The organism is Nostoc sp. 2RC (assembly GCF_014222165.1).
Classification (GTDB): domain Bacteria; phylum Cyanobacteriota; class Cyanobacteriia; order Cyanobacteriales; family Nostocaceae; genus Nostoc; species Nostoc linckia.
In genome coordinates, this window is the sequence record NZ_JACKZU010000121.1 from 1 (window position 1) to 21,032 (window position 21,032).

Here is a 21,032-nt window from a genome sequence, read left to right on the forward strand (position 1 = left end):
CGCGGAGACAGAGGGACACGGGGACGCGGGGAAAGAATTGTCGGTGTCACCGTGTCCCTTTGTCTCCGTATCCTTCCCCGCGTCCCCGTGTCCCTCTGTCTCCGCGTCCGCTTCCCACTTGTGCGCTGCATAGCCGCCGGCTAACAAAGCGCGATACAAGGGCAGTTCAAATAATTCTCGCATAACGCTTCTGGAGCGTTGCAAGTCTTCTACTGTTTCAAATAAAGGAACGACTTGAATGGTTCCCACAGCAATGGCGGGGTCAAAAAGTCTGGCTTCTTTGGCTAAGAGCAATACTTCCAAAACATCGCTGACTTGGCGGCACATGCTGATAATGTAAGTTTTACAGATGTTGACGCCGAATTCTTGTTGCAGCGATCGCACGATGCGAAAGGTTTCAATCACATCGTTGGTTTTTTCGGAAAATGGCAGTTCTGATGGAATTAATGGGCGTCTGGTTTGCAGTTCTGTGGTTAACCAAGCAACTCTTTGGGCTTCCGAAAGTTCGTTGTAAGCTTGGGGTAGTACTTGTAGGTATTCTAGAATCTCATTCAAGGCATCAGAGTGGCGGGATGATTCTTGACGGATATCAAGTTGTGTCAAATTAAAGCCAAATATTTCTACCTGACAAATTAAATCTTCTAGGGCTTTACAACTTAAACCGGTTTCTGTCAAGTTACGCTCAATTAACCGCAGTTCTGCTAAAAACTCGGCATCAGAAAGGTATAAAGGGCTATCTTGATTTTTTGGGGTTTCCCGATTGTACAAAGCTAAATTGCGATCGCGGGTATTTTCTAGCCGTTTGAGTACATAAGCTAATTTCAGTCGATAAGGTTCTTGTCGATAACGCAGCGCTAGGGCGTCGTATACTTCACTCAACTGGGATTGATCCAATTCTAGAGATTCGAGCAAATCTGGTAAGACATCGCTCCAGTGCATTGACACACTTAATAATTCAATCAGATTTTTCACTGACTCGATATATCTTCCCAGCACCATTTTCCGTTGATAGCAAGCTGTTCGCCAGGTAATTTCTGGTGTCACTGATGGGTTACCATCCCTATCTGAACCTACCCAAGAACCAAAGGAGCAGAAATTCTTACTCGGTGGTTCTAGCCAAGGAAAAGTATTCGCTAGTGTATATTTAAACCGTTTATAAAGTTGGGGAATGCCGTCAAATAAAACTTCTTGGAAGTAATGTAGAGCATAATCCACTTCATCCAGCACCGTGGGTTTGAACTGGTGGAGTTCGTCTGTGCGCCACCACAAACGAATTTCTTCAAGTAATTGTTCCCGCACATCTGCGACTTCCCAAGAATGTCCCACTCCTGTACTTCCCAAGCCATTTTCTAAAGCATCCAGTTTTTGCAACAGTTGTACCACTTGTCGCTGCTTATCACGGATGGTATGACGCACAATTTCTGTTGGGTGCGCTGTGAACACTAAGCGTACATCCAACTGGGAAATCAGACGTTGAATTTGCTGGGGTGGAACATTCAGTTTAAATAAATGGGGAAATAAAGCTGCAAAAGTACCTTTGAGTTTGGTTTGGGTTTTTTGGGCATAATTTTTTGTGAGCAACTCTGCTGCTAGTCCCCCAGTCACAGGGCCGTCGTCTTCTCCTTGATTGGACGAATAATTAGCATTTGGTCGCGTTTCTGGTTCTATAACTTCTGTTTCGGCTTCAAAGCGACTTAATTGCTGCCGTTGCTCGTATTCCTGCTCTATGATGTTAATCAACTGAAAATACAGAGCAAAAGCACGAGCCGCGCGAATTGCTTCATTGATGTTGAGTTGTTCAATCAACTTGACAGCTGAAGAGGCTTGGTCGTTTGTTGTTTGTCCTTCTGGCGAACACAAATCCCGCAATTGCCGCAACAGATCTACCATGTTTTGGCCGCATTCTTGCCTCAGAACTGACTCCCACAATTCTTCCACTACCTGTAGCCGATGACGCAAAAACAATTCCGACACCGGGTATATATCCGCAGTTTGCGATGAAGAGTATAAAAGGGAACTCATATTCTTGATGATTGTAAAGCCAATTACTGTTTACACTTGTAGGTCTTGTACTCAAGGCTCACGATGTTTTTCCTGAGCAGAGAATTGTTCGATGTATATTTTCTAAGTTCGTTCAGTTTCGTTATCGTCTGGGAAGTCAAGAATGGGTAAGCGATCGCCTCGAAACAATTCTTCACTAGCTTCCCCCATAGCTTCTAGTGCCTTTACTGTAGCTTTTTGTGTAACCAGCAGCAGTACCATAGACGCTGTACCTATTTGCAAGAGGAATGATTGGGGAATGCTAAAAAAATCCACATTGGATGGAGGGTTATCTGAGGGTTTTTGGTTGGCTGCTGTCATTGCTAATTCTTTGGTTGTGGAAAAATCAGTCAAAAGGAGTCAGAATTCAGGAGTCAGAATTCAGAAGGACTTCACACATCAGGAGAAGGAGTTTAAATTGGATAAGATTTGTTATTGGTTCAGCCTACAAGGAGCGTTAGCTCAATCGGAGGCGTTCAGACTCTAAAAGACAATTTATCAGCTAGTCACATAAAATTATTCTGACTTATAACTCGTGACTTCTGAGTTCTGAATTCTGACTTCTGACACCTGACTCCTAACTCTTAACTTCTGACTTTTGACTCCTTGCGAGTAAAATAAACGCAAAACTCAACATTAGCCGTACTTGCAACCGTACAAGACTATCTTGGCCGATTTTGCAAGGTACAAAGGTAACAAAATTGTTAAAAAAAAACGTCAAACTGTGATACACCTATGGTTCTAGTTTACAAGTGCAGGCACTATCCCCCAACAATCGCTGACTGTTAAAGTTAATTTCCCATGAAAACAGTATTACCAGACCGCCAGCAATCCTTAGTGCAGTGGATCAGCCAAGCAACAGGGATTAACACTTTCGGGGTGAAAATCCGATTACAGGGAAATGACCTTCATATTCTTTGTGAGGGGGCAGAATGTCCGCAACGTTGGCGTACCCTTTCGGATCTGCTGCAAGCACTACAGCAAACAGATTTGGATAGCCTCACAAGCGACGAGCAACCCTCAATATACCAAGTATTTGTCTATGGTCGAAGGAAAGGGGAATCGCGTCCTAAATGGTGTCATCGAGTTTATTTGAATCAAATCCAGAAGCATGTAGAACAGGTGCAGCAAGCTTTACTAGGAGACTCAAAAAAATCTCAACAGCCAGGGGGGGCACTGATTGTCTCCAATGAAAGTTTGGCACGCCAAGGTAACCCAGAGGCCATTGCTCGTTACTTGAGCGAAACTTTGAGTAGTTTGGGTGTGTCAGTAAATGCAAAAATTAAGCTACACAAGGCCAAGAATTCCCAAATTGAAGAAAATCGTCTGTGGATATTTTGCCATTCTAGCTATAGTCCCGATGCTTCGTTGCTGGCAGAACCAATAGCCGAAAAGTTACGTTCTCTGAGACTTTCTGGCTATCCAGATGCGGTAATAGTTTCTCAGGTAACTGGTGAAACTGCACCTGATTGGCTCTTGCGAGTGGATTTAACCCCACCAGAGGTAATGCTCAAAGAGTGGGCGCGTTGGGGAGATGTGCAAGCGATCGCCAGATTACTAACTGAGGTATTGTCAGGGTTAAAAGTTGCTGTCCAAGCTTCTCTCAAAGAATCAACGCTACATATTTTTTGTACGCCAGCTTTTGACCCCTTAGGAACCGCCCCCATCCCAGATAAAGCCGCCTGCTTGGAGATAATTGTACCCCAGCTAGAAGCCATCGCCCCCCAAGGTATTCTCGGTGCCACAATATACGGACAAAAAGCAGGGGACAACCAACCTGCTTGGATTGATTGGTTACCTTTACCTGCTGCGGAGCATTCCGTCTTTGCAACAACACCGCTAGATTTGGCAAATACTGGAGATGAAGAAGCGATCGTTTTTTTACTAGAGCGCTTACTCAATCCTGACTTAGATTGGCGTTTGCTCACGGGTGGAATTCGCGTACAACTGCTGAATAAAAGTGATTTATTGCACATTATGTGTGATGCACCTGTTTGTCCAGCACGGGCACAGATAGCAAACAAAGTTACACAGTTTATTCGCCAGTTAAAAATTTCCGGTGTTACAGGAGTGCGCGTCTACGGAAGGCGGGCAGGAAATAAGGAACCTTTTTGGCATCATGGCATCGATTTAGAACATCGCCAACGTCTAGTACCAGAAGCAACCCCGGAATTTGCCGCTACTTCTCAATACGTCAACGATTTGGTAACGGCTGAAACTAGCGAACCCATTTTACGCCCAGACTTAACCACAGAAGAAGTTCAAAGCTTTGTTACAGAAGTAGCCCTCGATTGGCTAGCAACGGTCAATGCAGCAGTCAAAAAATTCCTTTTAGCAACTCAGCTATTTACCGAAAGCCATCAGTCAGCAGAACCAAACCCTGATGCTCAAGGAGTTAAGACTGCTTTGGTTTGGGGCACACTGGGATTATTGCTTACCCTGCAAAGTGATTGGGTGTTGGGTCTCATGATGGCACGCACTACACCCACTTCCCCAACAATAGCCAATGTCTCACCTACATCATCTGAGCAAAAAGCATCCTTGACATCTGGAAAAAATCCCAATGAAGAGAAAAAGACATTGTTTAGCAGTACAGGCAAAACAAAAATTCCTCTCGAAGGAGGTACTGTATTCAATGCTTCTCAATTCACCCAAGGTGAAGATAGCCAAAATACCAACTTAGCAGCCGCACCATTGAAAGAAAAGGCAACTGCCACTGCTATTCTTTTAGCAGCGCGATCGCAAATGCCAAGTTTCAATGTCAGGCAATTAGACGAACAACTAGCTTTATACAAACAACGCCTCGCCAGAACCGGTAGACCACCAGATGTATTAATCATTGGTTCTTCCCGCGCCCTCAGAGGAGTAGACCCCGCAGCACTTTCTAAAGCTTTGGCAACTCAAGGCTATCCAAATATTGATGTCTTCAACTTTGGCATTAATGGAGCCACTGCACAAGTTGTCAACTTTGTAGTGCGCCAGGTTTTAGAACCATCAGAACTGCCAAAATTAATTCTTTGGGCAGACGGGGCCCGTGCTTTCAATAGCGGACGCGAGGATATTACCTTTAAATCCATCGCCGCATCAGCTGGCTATAAACAAGCTTTGGAAAAAGCCTCCACAACACCAAATAGCAGTGATGCCCCCGAAAATCCCAAACCAGAAAACCCAAAAGAAGAAAAGCCAGAAACTAACGGATACCAAGCTGTTAATGATTGGTTAAATCAAGCTCTAGCATCTGTTTCTACTAGCTATCAAAACCGCGATCGCATTAAAAGTTTACTGCAAGAACATCTGCTAAAATTCGGTCAAAATCAAACACTCACATCCCCAAATCAATCAACAGACGGTAATTCTGAAGATACTTCCCAGCAAGCAGTTGATTTTGATGGATTTTTACCTTTATCTATTCGCTTTAATCCTGCTAGATACTATCAAAAACATTCTAGAGTTCCAGGTAATTATGACAACGATTATAAATTTTTCCAATTAGGAGGAGAGCAAGAAACTGCCTTACAAGAGGTCATGCAATTTACCCAATCTCAGAAAATTTCTTTAGTCTTTATCAACATGCCCCTGACAGCTGATTATCTAGATCCAGTCAGGAAAAAATACGAGCAAGAATTTCAAAAATATATGTTGCGTTTAGCAACTAACCCCAACTTTATTTATCGTGATTTAAGCCAACAATGGCCTAAAGTCAATGATTATTTTTCTGACCCTAGCCACCTCAACCGCTTTGGCGCTTACGAAGTCTCGAAAAAGTTAGTAAATGACCCGATGATTCCTTGGCCAATTAAGTAGGGAAATGGGGTATGACAGTTATTGGTTGACTGTTGACTGTTAACTGTTCACTGTACAATGCCCCATACCCAATGACTAATGACTCATAACTAATGACTAAAAAATGAACTTCATATCAATTTTCTATGGGCTTTTTTTGTTGAGTGTACTAGGAATTTACTGGTCTTTGGGACAACAAAAATGGCGATTGTGGACACTTTTAATTGCCAGTTTGGTTTTCTATGCATCTTTGCATATCCAGTACATTCCATTGCTATTAGCATTGACTTTTATTAATTTTCGCTTGGGAGTGGAAATTGGCAAGAATACGTCGCTAGGGAAACATTCTTTTGACTGGCGAATTTCTAATGAAGAATGGCAATTTATTGAAAATGATTGGAATTCACGTCGTTTAAAGCTTTTGTGGTTAGGTATAGTTCTCAATGTTTTACTTTTATTGGGTTTCAAGTATACTGTTCCTTTATATAATTTTGTTTTTAACATCCAAACCAATCCCCAAGAAAATCCTTTTAAATTAATTGCCCCCTTAGGAATTTCATTTTTTACTTTTGAGTGTATTGCTTATTTAATAGATGTTTACCGTGGCGCTCCAGCGACGGATAAGTTTTTGAAATTTGCTTCCTATAAATTATTTTTTGCGAAGCTGATTTCTGGCCCAATTACCCGCTACCACAACTTAGCAAATCAATTTAATACTCCACATTTACCTACCACTAATAAAGTGGCAGAAGGATTGTGGTTAATTGCTAGAGGGGCCGTAAAAAAAGGTATTTTTGCAGACCATTTGGGAGTTTTTGTTGATTTATGTTTTGGCAATCTCCAGCGAGCAGGTAGTACGGATTTGTGGTTAGCTACATTCGCCTACGGCTTACAGTTATATCTAGATTTCAACGGCTATGTAGACATCGCCCGTGGTAGTGCTTTACTTTTCGGGTTAGTTTTGCCTGAAAATTTTGATTTTCCTTATTTCAGCACCAGCATTGGGGAATTTTGGCGGCGCTGGCACATGACTTTAGGTGATTGGCTACGTAACTATATTTATTTTCCTTTGGGTGGCTCTCGCCGGGGTTTGACTCGCACTTGTGGGAATTTATTTATTGTGATGTTAATTGCTGGTATCTGGCATGGAGCGGCTTTAGGTTATGTAGTATGGGGCGTAATGCACGGAATAGCTCTAGTAGTTCATCGACTTACAGATGCAATTAGCGATCGCTTTGAAAAACTAGAACTTTTTTGGCAAAATCCTTTGGGTATATTTATAGCTTGGCTATTGACCCAACTAATGGTTTTTAGCTCTTGGATTTGGTTCCGCTTACCTAATCCCCAAGACTCTTTTTTAGTAACTCGACATCTTTGGGGTTATCCAGCTGACGCCCAATTTGCCCAAAAAGTCTATGTGGAAGCTTTAAATATGAGTCAATACCAGCTCGCCTGCGTGTTGATAACTTTAGCTATTCTCATGGCTATAGTCTACGCCTTTAACCGCATATTGAAGTTAGAGTTTAACTGGCCTGTGAAGCTTGTTTTTGTACCTTTATGCTTCTACGCAGTTTGGTTATTAGCTCCTCAAGGTAGCTTGCCATACATATACTTTGATTTTTAATTCACTTTCTTGGGACACAGGCAACTGTAGTTAATACCAATTTATGAGGTAGAAGTAAGGGTAGCACAGATGGCTGTGCTACCCTCTTGATTTTTTCTAATTCCTTGTAATTGAAAACGGTTATAAGTTCTGGATTATCGATTCTTACAAGATATTTTTTATTAAATATTTTTAATTCAATTTGTAAACAAATGTAAAGTTAATAATGATGGAACGAATGACCCACAGGTAAAAGAAAATCGAGCCACAGAGGACACAGAGAACACGGAGGAATAAGAGTTAGAGAGATTTTTGCATCAGTGCTATGGGGGATAGATTCCCGAAATTCGTTTAGTGTTTAAATCCCTTAAAGCCATACAAATTAATACTTTTGATGCTATTTGGGACTGCTATAAATCCAAAGAAAAACTTTACCTTTATGTGAGTTTATTCAACAAATATGTTACAGAATATTAAGCTACATCTCGCATCAAAGTAAATTCATGTAGACTTATTTCTACAGGTGAAAAACAAATTAACCTGTTCAATTTTTAACAAAACATAGCACTCATAAAACAATGACAACTACCTTACAACGGCGTTCTAACGCCAACGTATGGGATCGGTTTTGCGAGTGGATCACCAGCACTGACAACCGCATTTATGTTGGTTGGTTCGGTGTATTGATGATTCCTACCCTGCTAGCCGCTACCGTTTGCTTCACAATCGCTTTCATCGCTGCTCCTCCTGTGGACATCGATGGTATCCGCGAGCCTGTTGCAGGTTCTTTGATCTACGGAAACAACATCATCTCTGGTGCAGTTGTTCCTTCTTCTAACGCGATCGGTTTGCACTTCTACCCCATCTGGGAAGCAGCTTCCTTAGATGAGTGGTTGTACAACGGTGGCCCTTACCAGTTGGTAATTTTCCACTTCTTGCTCGGTTGCGCTTGCTACATGGGCCGTCAGTGGGAACTTTCTTACCGCTTAGGTATGCGTCCTTGGATCTGCGTAGCTTACAGCGCACCTCTAGCTTCCGCCACCGCAGTATTCTTGATCTACCCCATCGGTCAAGGTTCTTTCTCTGATGGTATGCCTCTGGGTATCTCCGGAACCTTCAACTTCATGATCGTGTTCCAAGCAGAACATAACATCTTAATGCACCCCTTCCACATGTTAGGTGTGGCTGGTGTATTCGGCGGTTCTTTGTTCTCCGCAATGCACGGTTCTTTGGTAACCTCTTCCTTGGTTCGTGAAACCACCGAAACCGAATCTCAAAACTACGGTTACAGATTCGGTCAAGAAGAAGAAACCTACAACATCGTTGCTGCTCACGGTTACTTCGGTCGCTTGATTTTCCAATACGCTTCCTTTAACAACAGCCGTTCCTTGCACTTCTTCTTAGCTGCTTGGCCTGTTGTTGGTATCTGGTTCACCGCTTTGGGTGTAAGCACAATGGCTTTCAACCTCAACGGTTTCAACTTCAACCAGTCCATCATTGACTCTCAAGGTCGCGTTATCAGCACTTGGGCAGATGTAATCAACCGCGCTAACCTGGGTATGGAAGTAATGCACGAGCGCAACGCTCACAACTTCCCCTTAGACTTGGCTGCTGGTGATGTTGCTCCTGTAGCAATGACCGCTCCTGCTATCAATGGCTAATACTCCAGTAATAGCTGAATAAAAAGCGTCCCCTGAAAAGGGGGCGCTTTTTTGTTGGAATGTAATGTTAAAAAGAAGAATTCAGAATTGAGAATTCAGAACGGGAACCGTTGCGCTAATCGAATCAATTAGTGGGGGATTTGGATAAAAGTCACTGTATGCTAATTCTTCTTACCTTTTCTCAGAATCAGCTAGATTTATTTTCCAGTAGGGATATTGATACGGTACTCCAAAGAATTGATAGTTCTCAGAATATTTGGTTGCGTTGTGTTAATTTCCGCGATCGCGCTGGAACTGGTAAAATTATCAATCACTTTAATCTGAATCCATCTCGTGTGAACATGGTTTTCAACCATACACCTACAGGAATGGATGAAGATACAGAAGATTGTTTATTTGATAATTATGAAATTTTAACTCCTCAATTAAAAAATCGAGAGTTTGAAGTAGCACGCGGTACTATTGTGCTGGGCAAGAATTTTATCATCACCTTTGAAATTACTGAAGTCAAAATATTTAATGTACTCACTAACAATCTGCAAAAGCGAAATATAGACCTGGAAAAATCGGGAATTGACTATCTTTTTTATCTAATTTTTAATGATATTTTAAATAATTACCATACTGTATTTGAATACATTTCTAGAAAACTTGATGATTTAGAAGATGAAGTTTTAGGAAATTTGGGTGATGAATCAACATACCACAAAATAGCTAGCATGAGGCAATCCACTCGTTTTGGGCGTCGTAATTTTCAAAGCATTAAGTCACTTTTAATGATGATGAATTACGAAGATTTCCAATGGATTTCTCAGCCAGTAAAGGCATTATTTAATCAAGAATTTGTGCATCACATAGATAATCTCTGGCAAGAATATCAAAGTCTGAGAATCTGGATGTCAGAATTAATGGAAATTCAACGTGATAATATTGCCAGTGAAACTAGCGAACGAATTAACCGCTTAACTATCCTATCGGCGGTATTCTTACCAATCACCTTTATTGCTGGTGTTTATGGGATGAACTTCAAGTATATGCCCGAATTAGAGCAACCTTGGGGTTATCCAGCCGCCATTGCTGTCATGGCTTTGATTGTGATTGGTAGTATTGTTTATGCGAAGAAAAAACGTTGGTTGTAGTGTTTAGTTGATTAGCAATACTGCTCGGTTAAGGATTTTAAACTGGAATTTGGTTTGGGGAAAAGGTTAAAGGGTAAGGGTTAAAGGTTTTTTCTTTCCCTTTTCCCCTTTCCCCTTGCCCTTTTCCCGACTTCTCTTAGAAGTCTATTGTTGACTGTTAAGAAACTAAAACAAAAAATATCTTTGGGTCATTGGTAAAGCTGTTGCAGGTTCACAAGTCAGTAAATTACCATCCGCCCAGACTTCGTAGGTTTCTGGGTCAACTTCAATTTTAGGTAGCGCATCATTCAGCTTCATATCTTGCTTACTCAATTGGCGGGTTTGGGAAACTGCAACTGCTGTTTTGCGTAAACCCAACTGTGTAGGAATTTCCCTTTCTAAAGCTGCTTGGGAAACAAAAGTTAGTGATGTGGCGTTCTTCGCACCTGCAAAACTACCAAACATCGGTCGCATGTGTACTGGTTGGGGTGTGGGAATACTGGCGTTAGCGTCGCCCATTTGCGACCAGGCAATCATTCCGCCTTTAATGACTATTTCTGGCTTCACGCCAAAAAATGCCGGACGCCACAAGCACAAATCTGCTAATTTTCCCTCTTCCACGGAACCCACATATTCAGCAATTCCGTGGGCGATCGCTGGATTAATAGTATACTTAGCAACATATCTTTTTGCCCTAAAATTATCTGCTGCTTGCTGAGTTCCTTGTGGGTTAAGAGTTCCACGTTGCACCTTCATTTTATGAGATGTCTGCCAAGTGCGAATTATCACCTCTCCTACCCTACCCATTGCCTGAGAATCAGAAGATATCATACTAAATGCACCCAAGTCATGCAAAATATCTTCAGCTGCTATGGTTTCTCGACGGATGCGAGACTCAGCAAAGGCGACATCTTCAGCGATAGCTGGGTCTAGGTGATGACATACCATCAACATATCCAAGTGTTCGTCTAAGGTATTGAGGGTATAAGGACGGGTGGGGTTAGTGGAAGATGGTAAAACGTTGGCTTGGCCGCAAACTTTGATGATATCTGGTGCGTGTCCGCCACCTGCACCTTCAGTGTGGTAGGTGTGGATGACACGGTTTTTAAAGGCCGCGATGGTATCTTCCACAAATCCGGCTTCGTTGAGGGTATCAGTATGAATAGCCACTTGCACATCATATTCATCAGCAACGCCAAGACAAGTATCAATGGCTGCGGGGGTAGTTCCCCAGTCTTCATGTAGCTTTAACCCCATTGCACCGGCAGCTACTTGTTCTACAAGTGCTTGGGGTTGACTGGCGTTTCCTTTACCCAAAAATCCTAAGTTAATGGGAAAAGCATCAGCAGCTTGCAACATCCGATAAATATTCCAGGGGCCTGGGGTGCAGGTAGTGGCGTTTGTACCGGTGGCGGGGCCAGTACCGCCGCCAATCATGGTAGTGACACCAGAAGCGATCGCCACTTCAATTTGTTGAGGACAAATAAAATGAATATGGGCATCAATACCACCAGCAGTGAGAATCATTCCTTCTCCTGCTAAAGCTTCAGTTCCGGGGCCAATAATAATATCTATATTATTTTGAATATAAGGATTTCCGGCTTTACCAATTTTGAAAATCTTGCCATCTTTAATGCCGATATCTGCTTTGACAATGCCCCACCAATCGAGGATTAAAGCATTAGTAATTACTAAATCTACAGCGCCATCGGCATTAGAAATGGGGGATTGTCCCATGCCATCTCTAATAACTTTTCCGCCGCCGAATTTCACTTCATCGCCGTAAGTGGTGAAATCTTGTTCGACTTCGATGAATAATTCTGTGTCTGCAAGTCGGATTTTGTCTCCGACGGTGGGGCCATAGGTTTCGGCGTAGGCGCGGCGGGACATTTTGTAAGGCATAACTTTTGGTAATGGAGGTTAAGATTGAGTTTAAACGCAAAGGAGAGGCAGCGCGTTGCGGGGGTTCCCCCCGTTGTAGCGACTGCCGTCGCGCAAAGGTAAGCGCAAAGGTTCGCGGAGGATGGATGAGAATAATTTGAGTGGGGTGATAATTGGTTGTGGGATGCGAGTACATACGGCGTTGGGGCCTGGGTTGTTGGAGTCGGCTTATGAGGAGTTCGCATTTTCTCCACAACTTGGATAATTTAGGATTATGCTTATCAATGAGCATTTCTGGAGGCTTAGACAAAATGACCTTAGCAGACATAATTCCTCTAGCTCGAAGGCTTTCTCCATCAGAAAAACTTAAGCTAATTCGCATCCTTGCCGAAGATTTAGATACAGTTGAGGATATTTCACCTTTAGAACCCTTCAAAACCTACGATTTACCAACTCCTTATAATAGCTTTGGGGCTGGTGCAGCTCTAATGGAAGCACTCGAACAAAAGGATTCTAGTCATTAAAGCTATATGCGCTTCAAGTATTCCACCACAAGTTCCACCCAAAATGAATTTGATAGCTTACCCAGAATCCCTTTGGTTTTAACTAGAGAAAATTACAGGATACAAGCAAATGGTTTAGTTGATAGCGGTGCTACTGTCAATGTTATGCCTTATGAGTTAGGGCTTCAGTTGGGTGGGATTTGGGATGAGCGTAAAGCTATCATTCAATTGGCAGGAAATCTCAGCAATCAACCTGCTATGCCATTTTTTGCAACGTCTGAAATTAGTAATTTTCCACCTGTACAGTTAGTATTTGCGTGGGTAAGTAGTCTAAATGCTCCTTTGATTCTTGGACAAACAAATTTTTTCTTGCAATTCGATATTTGTTTTTACCGTTCCAAATTTGAGTTTGAAATTAAACCTGTTCAATAATTTTTTTGAAATGCAGAGGGACGCTATCGTTAACCCATAAGTTCTGACGTAACCGCAACGCGACATTCTATAACTCAGAACTACTCCTTACAAACTGCGAATTTGGAAATTTTCAAACGTCATCTGAAAACCATTTCCTTCAGGAGAGGCACACATCACACCAACATTTAATGTTTCCACTGGAGTCAAATAGGCAAGTCGTAACATTGTATACTCAGTCCCATTTAAAGAGTATTCCACCTCTATTGCTGTGCCACGTCGAGTTACACGTATCCAAGTTGTAGAAGGATTTTGCGGCATTGGAACAACAGACCAATCTGAGTAATTACGTGTCACTACTGCGCTAATTTGTTGCACGCCATTGACAAATTCAATGCCACATTTTAACCAATTCAATTCATCTGAACGTACCATTAAACCGGCTTGATCGTATAAATCGTGATACTGTCCGGTCACTTTAACTTCTGCAATAAAGTCACCTTGAATTTGTTGATAAAAAAAGTGACCATTATCTCTGATAAAACCGTAGTGAGTTTCCCGCCAAAAATCTGTTTTTGCCCCAGAAGTAACAGCGATCGCTTCATCTTTTACTTCCCAAACAGGCGGCTCATTATACCATTGCATTTGCATAATTATAGAGAACCGTTAATTTTAGCGTTGAAACCGTAGACTTGGCGACTACCAACCAAAGGCACTAATATGATTTCTTTTTCATCCCCTGGTTCAAAGCGAACTGCCGTGCCTGCGGGGATATCGAGGCGCATTCCTCGCGCTTGTTCTCTGTCAAAATTTAAGGCAGCGTTAACTTCATAAAAGTGAAAATGGGAACCGACTTGTATGGGGCGATCGCCTGTATTAGACACTGGCAATTTAATAGTAGGACGACCAGCGTTTAGTTCAATTTCACCTTCTGGTGTAATAATTTCTCCAGGAATCATAATTAATTTTTCCTAATTTAAAGATTTTCTAAGAACTCTACAAATGGTCTAAATGCTTGAGGACATTGTTCTGCAATGTTTTGATATGTAGCAATTGCTAATATTCTTTGGGCGTCTACAGTTTCTTTATATTTATTGCCACATCTTATAAAGATTTCCTCTACAATGTTTTTAGGTGGAACATTATGATTTTGATCTTCAACTGGTATCGTCCATCTTACACTTAGAGAATTAACACCAAGCACGCTTCTTAATTCTGATTCAGCAGCCAAAATTAATGCTTCCAAATCATGTTTAAAGCAAAAAACTCTTAAACGTTCTCTTAGTCGATTATCATGAATTTGTTTAGATTCTAATACTTGATTAAAATTATTTAAGATCCCATTTTCTAATTCTTGAATAGTTTCATGCTCAAATACTATATTTTTAGGATATAAGTCTGGCATTATTACTACAATTGTACTTGGCTTATCCCGTATAATATTTACTGCTTTGATTGGTGTTTTTGTCAGCAAATCTTTCTTCGCATGTCCTCCTCTATCATTGTTAATTCCCTTAACAGGAAAAAAATCGATTCTGATACCCTGTTGTAATTTTTCTTCAATTAATTGCGATAATAATGCTTCCATTGCATACTTATCAGATGTACCTTCTACATAAATCTCAACTTTCATGGAAGTCGCTCTAATTCATCACTACGATGTAACTGTTCTATTTCATCTGGGCCAAAATCATCAAGCATATCTATTAAAACTTGAGAATTACCAGGTTTAATAAACTTCGCTTCTCCATTTTCTTTTCTGAGTACAGCAATTTGAGATATATTAAATTGAGTTAAGAAATAAGAAGCATGAGTAGCCAATAAAATTTGAGTGCGTTCAGAAGCTTTTTCAAATAACGCAGCAAGAACAGGTAATGTACGAGGATGGACACCTTGATCTGGTTCGTCAATACAAATTAAAGACGGTGGATTTGGTTGTACACAAAGACAAATCCAACAAATTAAACGCAAAATACCATCAGATAAATCAGCAAGGCTAAGGTCTTGATCGATTCCTGATTCCTGCCAAAAAGCTATCACTTCTCCTGGGCCACCACGCGCTTTTACTGTCAAACCTTTAAAACCAGGAACCACAGAACGCAAATGTTGTTGTAACTCGTCAAACGCTGATTTATGTTCGGTAAACAAGTAATGCAAAATAGAACTTAAATTACCTGCGTCTTCACGCAAAACAGGTTCTTGCTCAATCGGAACTGATTTGCGAATTTTATAATTTGCTATATTAAATGAACTATAAAATTTCCAATCACGAATATACTCACGTAAGTTATATAAAGCTTCTAGTGATGGATTTGTCATTGCACTTAGAGCAAGCTGATTAGGTCGCTTGAGTGCTATTTCTTGCTGTGAAAATTTTCTGGTATCAGGGTCTTGAACAACACCTTTATTACCTTGAATATCCATATATATATATGGAGTACTGTATTTATCACTATAAGGTTTAGATGATTCTACACGCTCATAGGAAACTTGAGTTCTACCAACAGGCCCCATCAGTTCCCCTAAATATCTAATACCAACTGGACGACCTGTATCAACTTCTATATCCCATTGAAACTTAGCTGGGCCTGGAATATGAAAAATCTGTTGACCAATAGAATCAGGAACTATTTCTGCTGGTATATCTTGAGATAAGCTTTCTCGTAAAAATCTCAAGAATTCAAACAAACTAGATTTTCCAGCACCATTAGCACCAACAATAATTTCTAGCGGTTGTAATGACGCTTCAAAATTTCTAAAAGGTCGATAACCTTGAATTTTGAGTGATGTTAATCGATATGGTGATACCATCTCGCTACCTCTATTTTGCTTAATATTCTATTTCTCCCATATTAGAGGATGTTTGATTAACGAATTGGATTATGTACAGTCACTAACTTTGTGCCATCAGGAAAAGTTGCTTCTACTTGCACTTCATGTACCATTTCTGGTATTCCTGCCATCACATCATCCCGTGTTAACAAAGTTGTGCCATAACTCATTAATTCAGCTACAGTTTGCCCATCTCTGGCACCTTCTAAAATAGCAGCAGAAATATAAGCAACAGCTTCCGGATAATTCAATTTCAAACCCCTTTCTTTACGTCTTTCTGCTAATAAAGCAGCAGTAAAAATCAATAGCTTATCTTTTTCCTGCGGCGTCAATTGCATTCTTTCCTCCCTCGCGGCGGTTCAAACTTGCCAAACTCTTGGTATACATTTACCACGATTCAAAAAATAAACTCGTAGCAACTGCCAAACTTCAATAAACCAGTTTCTCACCTCAGATGTAGAATCACCGCGATATCGACACAATAATCCATGTTGTAATCGGCTAACACCAGCTTCACTAACTCCATTAGCTAAAATTCTGATTTTTTCTATAATTTCTGGTGCAACTACACCACCAAGCCAAACTAGACTACCGATTATTGGCTTTCCCGCCAACCCGTGAAAACTGTAAAAAATTTCCTCACTAGCTGGTAACCATTGGCGGTCTATCCACAACGGGACACCTTGTTGCCAAATTTCAGTATGCGATCGCCATTCTCCCCGATCAAATTTTTCTCCTCTAGCACTGCGACCAAAGCGGGTAATTTCCCAGCCTAAAAAGTTAGCCCCGGTTGCTAATTCTACCCGTAAATCTTGCTGATAAATCGCACCGTTAAATAAAATTGTTTCTTGGGGTAACCATTCTAAACAAGCGCCAGCCTCAACTTGTATCTGGATTTTTTGCCTAGCTTGTAAACCATTACTGCGATATATCTTACTAGCTGCTGCTGTAGTGATTAAAGCCTCTGTATGAGGTTCGAGATGGATATTAGAGGATAAGCGATCGCCCCCCACAACTCCCCCGGCTGTGTGTAAAATTACGCTATGACAAACTTTTGACCCTTCTGGATAAAAAGGGCGTTGCACCTTCAAGGGTGCTTGCTGGTGAGTGTAAATTAATTGCGTTGCGTTGTGGCGATGGGCGTAAACTAAATTCAGTTTGCCATGCCAACCTTCTGTAATTTCTGGGTTACAAGTCATTTATCGATAAAATATTAAATCTCAAATCAAGACGCTAATAAAATCTTAATGTCTTCACCTGAGATTTATAGCAGATTGAAGTTATTCAAACACAAAAGCTAACTCTTTTTTAATTCTGAATTCTGAATTCTGAATTCTGTCCTAATTAATTACTTCACCAAGGTGTACGCTAGTACGATAAACCAGATACACCAAATTATTTTCATCACGAAAACGCTGATACAATTCCTCAAAACTCTCAAGGAATTTTTTATCTGCTAACAGTTCTTGAGGTAGGTAAGAAACACTTTTTGCCCGTCCGATAAGTCCAGTTAAATCTAACTTTTGTCTATAAGTGAAATTATATTCACGAATGTTGATAAAATCAGGAGTTGCTAATAACGGCTCCACTGACTGCATCCTTGATTCTCCAGGATGATTGTTAGATGCTTCCCGGACTATCCGGCTATATTCTGCGGTGAAGGCATCTTTTTTATCACGGTTATTCCACACTATAGCTAAGCGTCCCGATGGTTTTAAAATCCGATGAAATTCTGATAATGTTGGTTCTGGATTAAACCAATGGAAAGATTGAAAACAAGTAACTAAATCAACAGATTGATCGCTAAGTTTGGTAAATTCTGCTGTTCCATCCCGAAAGTCTACTAAAGGGTGTGGTTCGCCGGCCTCTCTCATGGCCGCATTTGGTTCTATGGCGATGACATTAACTCCACGCCCAGCTAATATTCTGGAACTAATTCCTGTACCTGCACCAATATCTGCTGCAAAAATTTGTGAATTTTTATTTAATGATTCCAAGATAATATCAATGGCAGCTGTGGGGTAACTTGGTCGATACTTTACATAATCTTCTGCTCGATCGGAAAATCGGTTGAGTGAGTTTAGGGTGTGTAGGGGAGTTGTTTGAGAATAACTTTCGCTCATGGATTTTGAGAAAATTGAGTGTGGTGTTTCACAGTTTGTTTACTCATCTACTGTTCGCCGACGCCGACGCGGCCTTCTTTGTTGTGAATCTTCACGCAAGCGACGGCCGACTTCGCTAAAGAAATCTCGCCGCAGGTAAGGATAATCGCTAACCCACAACTCACGACTAGGAATGTATATATCAGTGAAATCTTCAATACTGCTTAAATCTGCGCGATTTGACATCACTACCATTTCTGCAATTTGACCGCGAGTTATGGCTTTGTGGCTAGAACGTAGTGGTGCGTCAAATTCAATGGTAAATCCAGTGTCATCACCCACCTCTAAGTTAATCCGTTTTTCTCGGTTTTCTACAATTACTAATTCACCTTTGCTATTAACAGTTTCCTGTTTGCCAATTAATTGGTCTGTAATCCACCAGTCCAAAACTCTACCGCGAAAAAAGCCGCTATATTTGTAACGACGGCATTTTAAATTCCGCATACTTGCTTGAAATACTGGATACCACAGCCAAAACAAAGCGCTAATTACCCCCAGCACAAATATTATGGGGCCAAACTGTAGCCCAAACAAAGCTCTAACAAGCAGAATTACGACTATGGCGACTACAGAAATTAACAGGCGTTGCAAAAAATTTGCAAACTTTCCCCAATAGTACTTGTACTGAAGACCAGTGGCAATTAACGGGACAATTTGTTCAAATTTCTGGCGAGTCAGTGGTACTAACATGAGTGCTGAGTAATGGGTAATGAGTATGAAGAATTCAGAATTCAGAATTCAGAATTCAGAATTAATGAGTGGAAGATAGACCAGTTACTAATAGAAGACTAAATTGAAAATTAGGCGTGAGTGTTTTCACCGTTTATACTCCCACAGAGTAGTAAGCTACATTCATCAGTTTTACTCAGGTAAATTCTGAGTTCTGAGTCCTGACTTCTGAATTCTTTCTTATTAAAGTATTTTTTCTAATCCATATATTAACGACTTTAACGCTAGGACTTTGCGAATGGCTAATAGTACTCCTGGCATATAGCAAGCGCGATCGCTCGTATCGTGTCGTAAAGTATAAATCTGTCCCGGTGCGCCAAAAATAACTTCCTGATGAGCAACTAATCCCGGTAAGCGCACGCTATGAATTCTAATTCCTTCGTCTGCTTGGCTCCCCCTAGCTCCTGCTAATTTCTCAGTTTCTTGTACTAACGCCGGGTTAAAGGTTTTACCTAATTCTCCCAATAACTGCGCGGTTTGAATGGCAGTACCGCTGGGAGCATCGGCTTTTTGGTTGTGATGCAGTTCGATAATTTCTACGTGGTCAAAATATTGAGAAGCGGCCACTGCGGCTTGTTGCAGCAACACCATACCAATGGAAAAGTTAGGAATAATTAGACAACCAGTGCTAGCTTTTTCGGCAAAGTCGGCGAGATCTTCAATTTGTTCTGGGCTTAATCCAGTGGTACCGACTACAGGACGAATACCGTAGGCGATCGCGCTGCGAATGTTGTCATAAACTGAATCAGGATGAGTAAAGTCTACTATCACCCCTGGAGGCCCTTGTCTCTCCCCAGCTACATAACCCAACATCGGTTCTAATTGATTGGTAATTGGCACTTCTAAAGGTTCGCTTAAACCCGCCAGTTCTCCAGCATCTTTTTCTTGATGTTGGGGACTGCTATCAATTGCACCCACTAAATTCAAGTCTGGTGCTTGCGCTACTGCCTTCACTACTTCACGACCCATTTTACCAGCCGCACCGTTGACAATAACCGGGATAGGAGCTTGATTCGTCATATCTTGAGAAATACTTTTTGAGTTAACAAAGGAATTGTAAAGACTTTTGCAAATAAAAATACCAGTCCCCAGTTCTTAGCTGCTTTTTTATGGATGACCTGGAAAATTTTTCATTAGTATCTATGATAAGTAAATCTTATCAAAAATTAATCTTTTGTTTGTCAAGTCTAGTTGACGAATCGTAATAAAATTTGTTAAATTTATTTACATAGGTTAACAAAGCAGTAAAGCAAGCCACCTAGTCAAGGTTAGACCTTGTATGTGACCTTTCTAGTTTTGGTTGCTTTAAAAGTTAACTAAAAAATAGACTTCGGTATAGGTACATTTCATCGACATTTGGACTTCTCCCATTTACCTCGGCTATCAAGTCGGGGTTTTTATTTTTTTGATTAGCTGCCAATGTTGTGCTTCAACCGAAGCGTACCGCTTGATGGGAAAATAAAAACGTTAAACTCATCCATTCCTAGAAAAAGATGGGATTTCCTGTTGACTGTTGACTGATAAAGCCCAGTTGCCAAGAGAGTGAGTTCCGCTTTAGCGGTACAACCAGCACAACCCAAAACCCACGCTTTTGTTAACCGTCAACCATCAGCAGTCAACAGTCTCCAAATGATGCTTGCCTAGTATTGCCTCCAGCCCAAAGGAACCTGTATATAATGTGGAAACGAATTGTATTAATTTTGCTATTAGTCTTGAGCTTCAGCCTGAGTAATCCTGGTGTAGCGTTTGCCGCTGGACTCAAAAGCTTTGTAGACAGCAATGATGGTTATCAGTTTTTATATCCTAATGGCTGGCTGCAAGTCAAAGTTGCCAACGGCCCTGATGTGGTTTTTCACGATTTAATTGAAATATCTGAAAATGTTTCTGTAGTGATTAGCCCAGTTCCAGAAAATAAAACCTTAGCAGAATTAGGAACTCCAACAGAAGTAGGATACAAGTTAGGAAAAGCCGCTCTCGCGCCTGCTGATTCTGGTCGTACAGCAGAATTAATCAACGCCGCAGAGCGCGAAGTAGATGGTAAAACATACTACCTTTTAGAATATGAAGTTAAACTCCCCAATCAACAGCAACGACATAACATCGCCAGCGTTGCTGTGAGCCGTGGTAAACTTTTTACCTTCAACGCCTCAATTTCGGAAAAACGCTGGCCAAAAGTTCAACAAACAATTGATGAAGTTGTAAATTCTTTTTCTGTTTATTAGTCAATTTGGTATTGGGCATTGGGCATGGGGCAAGCAGGAAGTGTGGGAGGTGTGGGAGGAGACGGAGGTGTGGGAGGTGTGGGAGGA

The 21,032-nt window shown here is 41.1% G+C and carries 20 protein-coding genes; 8 read left to right on the forward strand and 12 right to left on the reverse strand.

The genetic code is table 11. The features are described from left to right. Positions 1 to 2,022, reverse strand: a 2,022-nt coding sequence (locus GNE10_RS15420) for a phosphoenolpyruvate carboxylase (RefSeq protein ID WP_260446894.1), incomplete at its 3' end; no start/stop codon positions are given. Between the two features lie 102 nt (positions 2,023 to 2,124). After that, positions 2,125 to 2,361 (reverse strand): hypothetical protein, encoded by a 237-nt coding sequence (locus GNE10_RS15425; protein WP_099068372.1) that lies wholly within the window; start codon positions 2,359 to 2,361, stop codon positions 2,125 to 2,127. Positions 2,362 to 2,841: 480 nt separating this feature from the next. Between GNE10_RS15425 and GNE10_RS15430 the strand changes: the two genes are divergently transcribed. The 4 genes from GNE10_RS15430 to GNE10_RS15445 all read left to right on the forward strand — a co-directional run bounded on the left by GNE10_RS15430 (position 2,842) and on the right by GNE10_RS15445 (position 10,226). Further along, entirely contained in the window at positions 2,842 to 5,844 is a 3,003-nt protein-coding gene (locus tag GNE10_RS15430; RefSeq protein ID WP_185565933.1) for a DUF1574 family protein, read from the forward strand. 103 nt (positions 5,845 to 5,947) lie between these two features. Next, complete coding sequence (locus tag GNE10_RS15435; protein WP_185565934.1) at positions 5,948 to 7,447, forward strand: MBOAT family protein; 1,500 nt, start codon at positions 5,948 to 5,950, stop codon at positions 7,445 to 7,447. Between the two features lie 557 nt (positions 7,448 to 8,004). Beyond that, complete coding sequence (psbA, locus tag GNE10_RS15440; protein ID WP_185565935.1) at positions 8,005 to 9,087, forward strand: photosystem II q(b) protein; 1,083 nt, start codon at positions 8,005 to 8,007, stop codon at positions 9,085 to 9,087. 158 nt (positions 9,088 to 9,245) lie between these two features. After that, positions 9,246 to 10,226, forward strand: coding sequence for a magnesium transporter CorA family protein (locus tag GNE10_RS15445; protein ID WP_185565936.1), 981 nt, complete (start codon positions 9,246 to 9,248; stop codon positions 10,224 to 10,226). A 165-nt stretch (positions 10,227 to 10,391) separates the two neighbouring features. Here GNE10_RS15445 and ureC read toward each other — a convergent pair whose 3' ends face one another. Beyond that, positions 10,392 to 12,107, reverse strand: coding sequence for an urease subunit alpha (ureC, locus tag GNE10_RS15450; protein ID WP_185565937.1), 1,716 nt, complete (start codon positions 12,105 to 12,107; stop codon positions 10,392 to 10,394). Positions 12,108 to 12,270: 163 nt separating this feature from the next. On the opposite strand from ureC, the gene GNE10_RS36515 reads away from it, so the two are divergent. From GNE10_RS36515 to GNE10_RS15465, 3 genes are read left to right on the forward strand one after another with little or no spacing between them, the layout of a single operon-like run. After that, positions 12,271 to 12,351, forward strand: coding sequence for a hypothetical protein (locus tag GNE10_RS36515; protein ID WP_397325693.1), 81 nt, complete (start codon positions 12,271 to 12,273; stop codon positions 12,349 to 12,351). Next, positions 12,317 to 12,610 carry a hypothetical protein gene (locus tag GNE10_RS15460; protein ID WP_260446896.1) on the forward strand — a complete coding sequence of 98 codons (294 nt, stop codon included), beginning with the start codon at positions 12,317 to 12,319 and terminating at the stop codon, positions 12,608 to 12,610. Before GNE10_RS36515 ends, GNE10_RS15460 begins: the two co-directional genes overlap by 35 nt. 6 nt (positions 12,611 to 12,616) lie before the next feature. Beyond that, positions 12,617 to 13,021, forward strand: a complete 405-nt coding sequence (locus tag GNE10_RS15465; RefSeq protein ID WP_185565938.1) for a hypothetical protein — start codon at positions 12,617 to 12,619, stop codon at positions 13,019 to 13,021. Positions 13,022 to 13,108: 87 nt separating this feature from the next. Here GNE10_RS15465 and GNE10_RS15470 read toward each other — a convergent pair whose 3' ends face one another. The 9 genes from GNE10_RS15470 to dapB form a co-directional block, all read right to left on the reverse strand. Further along, complete coding sequence (locus GNE10_RS15470) at positions 13,109 to 13,645, reverse strand: DUF1349 domain-containing protein (RefSeq protein ID WP_185565939.1); 537 nt, start codon at positions 13,643 to 13,645, stop codon at positions 13,109 to 13,111. Between the two features lie 8 nt (positions 13,646 to 13,653). Beyond that, a complete protein-coding gene (locus tag GNE10_RS15475; RefSeq protein ID WP_185565940.1) occupies positions 13,654 to 13,959 on the reverse strand; it encodes an urease subunit beta in 306 nt (101 codons plus the stop codon). A gap of 17 nt (positions 13,960 to 13,976) precedes the next feature. Then, complete coding sequence (locus tag GNE10_RS15480; RefSeq protein WP_185565941.1) at positions 13,977 to 14,633, reverse strand: DUF4276 family protein; 657 nt, start codon at positions 14,631 to 14,633, stop codon at positions 13,977 to 13,979. Beyond that, a complete protein-coding gene (locus GNE10_RS15485; protein ID WP_185565942.1) occupies positions 14,630 to 15,811 on the reverse strand; it encodes an AAA family ATPase in 1,182 nt (393 codons plus the stop codon). Before GNE10_RS15485 ends, GNE10_RS15480 begins: the two co-directional genes overlap by 4 nt. A 56-nt stretch (positions 15,812 to 15,867) precedes the next feature. Next, positions 15,868 to 16,170, reverse strand: coding sequence for an urease subunit gamma (gene ureA, locus GNE10_RS15490; protein WP_185565943.1), 303 nt, complete (start codon positions 16,168 to 16,170; stop codon positions 15,868 to 15,870). Between the two features lie 21 nt (positions 16,171 to 16,191). After that, positions 16,192 to 17,031, reverse strand: coding sequence for an urease accessory protein UreD (locus GNE10_RS15495; RefSeq protein WP_185565944.1), 840 nt, complete (start codon positions 17,029 to 17,031; stop codon positions 16,192 to 16,194). 141 nt (positions 17,032 to 17,172) lie between these two features. Then, a complete protein-coding gene (locus GNE10_RS15500) occupies positions 17,173 to 17,955 on the reverse strand; it encodes a class I SAM-dependent methyltransferase (RefSeq protein WP_185565945.1) in 783 nt (260 codons plus the stop codon). 39 nt (positions 17,956 to 17,994) lie between these two features. After that, entirely contained in the window at positions 17,995 to 18,684 is a 690-nt protein-coding gene (locus tag GNE10_RS15505; RefSeq protein ID WP_099068367.1) for a phosphate ABC transporter permease, read from the reverse strand. A gap of 222 nt (positions 18,685 to 18,906) precedes the next feature. After that, positions 18,907 to 19,743 carry a 4-hydroxy-tetrahydrodipicolinate reductase gene (gene dapB / locus GNE10_RS15510; protein WP_185565946.1) on the reverse strand — a complete coding sequence of 279 codons (837 nt, stop codon included), beginning with the start codon at positions 19,741 to 19,743 and terminating at the stop codon, positions 18,907 to 18,909. Positions 19,744 to 20,399: 656 nt separating this feature from the next. Here dapB and psbP point away from each other — a divergent pair. Further along, complete coding sequence (psbP, locus tag GNE10_RS15515) at positions 20,400 to 20,945, forward strand: photosystem II reaction center PsbP (protein WP_185565947.1); 546 nt, start codon at positions 20,400 to 20,402, stop codon at positions 20,943 to 20,945. The last annotated feature ends 87 nt before the right edge of the window (positions 20,946 to 21,032 follow it).

Coding starts and splice junctions, on each gene's coding strand:
- GNE10_RS15465 (WP_185565938.1), top strand. CDS start 12,617: ATGCGCTTCAAGTATTCCACCACAAGTTCCACCCAAAATGAATTTGAT.
- GNE10_RS36515 (WP_397325693.1), top strand. CDS start 12,271: ATGCGAGTACATACGGCGTTGGGGCCTGGGTTGTTGGAGTCGGCTTAT.
- GNE10_RS15475 (WP_185565940.1), bottom strand. CDS start 13,959: ATGATTCCTGGAGAAATTATTACACCAGAAGGTGAAATTGAACTAAAC.
- ureC (WP_185565937.1), bottom strand. CDS start 12,107: ATGCCTTACAAAATGTCCCGCCGCGCCTACGCCGAAACCTATGGCCCC.
- GNE10_RS15435 (WP_185565934.1), top strand. CDS start 5,948: ATGAACTTCATATCAATTTTCTATGGGCTTTTTTTGTTGAGTGTACTA.
- GNE10_RS15495 (WP_185565944.1), bottom strand. CDS start 17,031: ATGACTTGTAACCCAGAAATTACAGAAGGTTGGCATGGCAAACTGAAT.
- GNE10_RS15480 (WP_185565941.1), bottom strand. CDS start 14,633: ATGAAAGTTGAGATTTATGTAGAAGGTACATCTGATAAGTATGCAATG.
- GNE10_RS15505 (WP_099068367.1), bottom strand. CDS start 18,684: ATGTTAGTACCACTGACTCGCCAGAAATTTGAACAAATTGTCCCGTTA.
- psbA (WP_185565935.1), top strand. CDS start 8,005: ATGACAACTACCTTACAACGGCGTTCTAACGCCAACGTATGGGATCGG.
- GNE10_RS15430 (WP_185565933.1), top strand. CDS start 2,842: ATGAAAACAGTATTACCAGACCGCCAGCAATCCTTAGTGCAGTGGATC.
- GNE10_RS15500 (WP_185565945.1), bottom strand. CDS start 17,955: ATGAGCGAAAGTTATTCTCAAACAACTCCCCTACACACCCTAAACTCA.
- GNE10_RS15460 (WP_260446896.1), top strand. CDS start 12,317: ATGAGGAGTTCGCATTTTCTCCACAACTTGGATAATTTAGGATTATGC.
- GNE10_RS15425 (WP_099068372.1), bottom strand. CDS start 2,361: ATGACAGCAGCCAACCAAAAACCCTCAGATAACCCTCCATCCAATGTG.
- GNE10_RS15445 (WP_185565936.1), top strand. CDS start 9,246: ATGCTAATTCTTCTTACCTTTTCTCAGAATCAGCTAGATTTATTTTCC.
- GNE10_RS15470 (WP_185565939.1), bottom strand. CDS start 13,645: ATGCAATGGTATAATGAGCCGCCTGTTTGGGAAGTAAAAGATGAAGCG.
- GNE10_RS15485 (WP_185565942.1), bottom strand. CDS start 15,811: ATGGTATCACCATATCGATTAACATCACTCAAAATTCAAGGTTATCGA.
- dapB (WP_185565946.1), bottom strand. CDS start 19,743: ATGACGAATCAAGCTCCTATCCCGGTTATTGTCAACGGTGCGGCTGGT.
- psbP (WP_185565947.1), top strand. CDS start 20,400: ATGTGGAAACGAATTGTATTAATTTTGCTATTAGTCTTGAGCTTCAGC.
- ureA (WP_185565943.1), bottom strand. CDS start 16,170: ATGCAATTGACGCCGCAGGAAAAAGATAAGCTATTGATTTTTACTGCT.